We start from the raw sequence: 3437 nt of genomic DNA, 5'->3' as shown, positions 1-3437 counted from the left end.
CCCGACGCCTCGCCCGCGCCGGCGCCCGACCCGAGCGCGTCGTCGGACTCCTCCTCGAGCGCACCTGCGACCTGCCCGCCGCCTGGCTCGCCGTCCTCAGGACCGGCGCCGCCATCCTCCCCCTCAATCCCGAGCTGCCCGCAGCCCGCCTCGCCGCCCTCGCCGCAGAGGCCGACCTCCTCCTCACCCAGCCCGAACTCGCCGACCAGCACCCCGACCTCGCCGACGCCGCAGGGCGAGCGCCCCTCGTCCTCGACGCCGATCCGGATGCCGAGCCGGACGCCGATCCGGATACCGACGCGGACGAAGACGGCGCCCGGCCCGTCCGGCCCCGCACCCGCGCCCCCCACCCGGACGCCCTGGCCTACGTCCTGCACACCTCCGGCTCCACCGGCACCCCCAAGGCCTGCGCCAACACACACGCCGCCCTCGCCAACCGCCTCGCCTGGATGGCCGCCCACCTGCGCGTCTCACCCCGCGACACCGTCCTGCACAAGACCCCCGTCTCCTTCGACGTCGCCGTCTGGGAGATCCTCCTCCCCCTCGTCACAGGCGCACGCCTCGTCCTGGCCCCACCCGGCGCCCACCGCGATCCGGACGCGCTGGCCGCCCTGATCCGGCGGCACACCGTCACCCTCCTGCACTTCGTGCCCGCCCAGCTCTCGGCCGCCCTCGCCGCCGGCGCCCTCGACGACACCGCCAGCCTCACCCGACTGGTCGCCAGCGGCGAGGCCCTGCCGCCCGACCTCGCCCGCGCCGTCGCCGCCCGCACCGGCGCGCGGGTGCACAACCTCTACGGACCCGCCGAGGCCGCCATCGACGTCACCGCCTGCGACGTCGCAGCCTGGGACAGCGCCTGCGACGACGCCTGCGACGCCGGGCCCTCCCCCGGGCCGCGCGTGCCGATCGGCGCGCCCATCGCCAACCTGCGCCTGCACGTCCTCGACGACGCGCTCCACCCGGTGCCGGTCGGCGTCGTCGGCGAGCTCTACATCGGCGGCCTCGGCCTCGCCCGGGGCTACCGCGGCCAGCCCGGCCTGACCGCCGCGCGGTTCGTGCCCGACCCGGAGGCCGGGCGCGGCGGCGCGCCGGCCGGGGCGCGGCTGTACCGCACCGGCGACCGGGCGGCGTGGCGGGCGGACGGGCAGCTCGACTACCGCGGGCGGGCGGACGATCAGGTCAAGATCCGCGGCCAGCGCGTGGAGCCGGGCGAGGCGGCCGCCGCGCTGCGGGCGCTGCCGGGTGTCGCCGAGGCGGCGGTGGTCGCCCGTCCCGGTCCGGACGGGGGGCTGCGGCTGGTGGGCTACGCGGTGCCGGCGGCCGGCGGCATCCTCGACGAGCCCGCGCTGCAGCGGGCCCTGGCCGACACGCTGCCCGACGCGCTGCGCCCCGCCCGCATCCTCGCCCTGCCCGCCCTGCCGGTCTCCGCCAACGGAAAGCTCGACCCCAGACGGCTCCCCGAACCCGACTGGGCGGGCGCGGACGCCGCGGGCGGGAGCACCGGCTTCGATCCGCCGCGCGGCCAGACCGAGACGCGCCTCGCCGTCCTCTGGGCCGGCGTGCTCGGCCTCGACGCCCGACGCCTGTCGCGCCGGGACAGCTTCTTCGAGCGGGGCGGCGACTCGATCCTCGCCCTCCAGCTCGTCGCCCGCGCCCGGGAGAGCGGCCTCGCGCTGACCCCGCGGGACGTCTTCACCCACCCGCGCCTCGCCGCCCTGGCGGCGCATCTCGACGCGGCCACGGACAGCGCGGCCGCACCGGCACCCCAGGTCGACCCGGCGCGCGAGGCCGGTCCGGTTCCCCTCACCCCGATCCAGCGCCGGTTCCTCGACGGCCCCGTCCCGAACCGGCAGCACTGGAACCAGGCGATCGTGCTCGCGCCCCGAGCACCCCTCGACCCGGGCCGCCTCGCTGAGGCCCTCGCGGCCGTCGAGGCCGCCCATCCCGCGCTGCGCCTGCGCTTCGCGCGGGACGCGCACGGGGCCTGGACCCAGACCTGCCGGGCACCGGAGCAGGAACCCCCGCTGTGGCGGCGCGCGGCGGACGGTGCGCCGGCCTTCGCGGCCCTCGCCGCGCAAGCCCAGACGAGCCTCGACCTCGCCGAAGGGCCGGTCTGGCGGGCCGTGCACGTCACCCTGCCGGCGGACGGGACCGAGCGCCTCCTCCTCGTCGCCCACCACCTCGTGGTCGACGCCATGTCGTGGCGCATCCTGATCCAGGACCTCGCGGCGGCCCTCGCCGGGCGGCCGCTCGCGCCCCCGCCGACGAGCTTCCCGGGCTGGGCCCGCAGCCTCGACGTCCTGGCCCGGCACCCCGGACATGCCGGGCGCCGCGAATCCTGGCTGGCCGGCTGGCAGGCCGGGGGGCCGTGCCTCGATGCCGCGTTGCGGCCGGTCCGGACCGACGCCCCCAACGTCGAATCCGCCCAGACCGAGATCGCCGACAGCCTCGACGCCGACGCCACCGACGCCTTCCTGCGCCGGGCCGGCCGGCCCTACAGCGCCCGTCCCGACGAGATCCTGCTCACCGCCCTGTCGATCGCGCTGGTGCGGCGCGGCGACGGGACGGCGGTGGGCGTGACCCTCGAGCGCCACGGTCGCGATGCCGACGCCCTGGCCGACGCGCTCGCCGAACCCCTCTCAGAACCCTTCCCCGAACCCCTCTCCGACGCGCAGGACGGCCCGACCCTGCCCCGCCACGACCTGAGCCGGACGGTGGGCTGGTTCACCACGCTGGTGCCGCTGCGGCTCGACCCCCTCGGCGGCGAACCGGACCTGCCGCCGGACGACGACGCCCGCGGCCACGCCCTCGGTGCTGCTCTCTGCCGGATCAAGGAAGCCCGCCGCGCCCTGCCCCAGCCCGACCTCAGCCACGACCTCCTGCGCCACGGCCCCGTAGCGGACCTGCGCCACCGCATCGCCGCGACACCCGAGCCCGGCATCCTCCTCAACTACCTCGGCCAGATCGACGCCGACCGCGCCGACCCCGACGCGCCCTTCGCCCTCGCCCCCGAGAGCGCGGGGCCCATGCGCGACCCCAACAGCCCCGCGGGCGCCGAGCTCACCCTCACCGCCCTCGTGCGCGCCGGCCGCCTCCACCTCGCCTGGCGCTTCAGCCCCGACCGCCACGACGCCGCCGCCATCGCCGCCATCGCCCGCGACACCCGGCACACCCTCGAAGCCCTCGTTGCCCACTGCGCCGATCCGCGAACCCCGCGCCGGCCCACCCCCGCCGACCTGCCCCTCGCCCGCCTCGACCAACCCGGCCTCGACGCACTCCTGGCCGGCGCCCGCGCGGCCGGTACCCTCGACCCCGACAGCCTCGCCGACCTCTACCCGCTCACCCCCCTGCAGGAGGGCCTGCTCTTCCACGCCCGCCTCGCCCCCGGGGACGCGGCCTACCGCAACCAGGTCCGCCTCGACCTCGAACCCCTCGAC

At 78.0% G+C, this 3437-nt stretch carries 1 protein-coding gene; it reads left to right on the top strand.

The features are described 5' to 3' along the window. Window positions 1-3437: amino acid adenylation domain-containing protein (locus ACLBYE_RS30000; RefSeq protein ID WP_447696951.1), on the top strand; the 3437-nt coding region annotated here is incomplete at both ends.

It is taken from the genome of Methylobacterium sp. A52T, from assembly GCF_053346095.1.
Note: the sequence above shows the minus strand (reverse complement) of the source record. Positions and strands in the feature narration are given on the sequence as shown.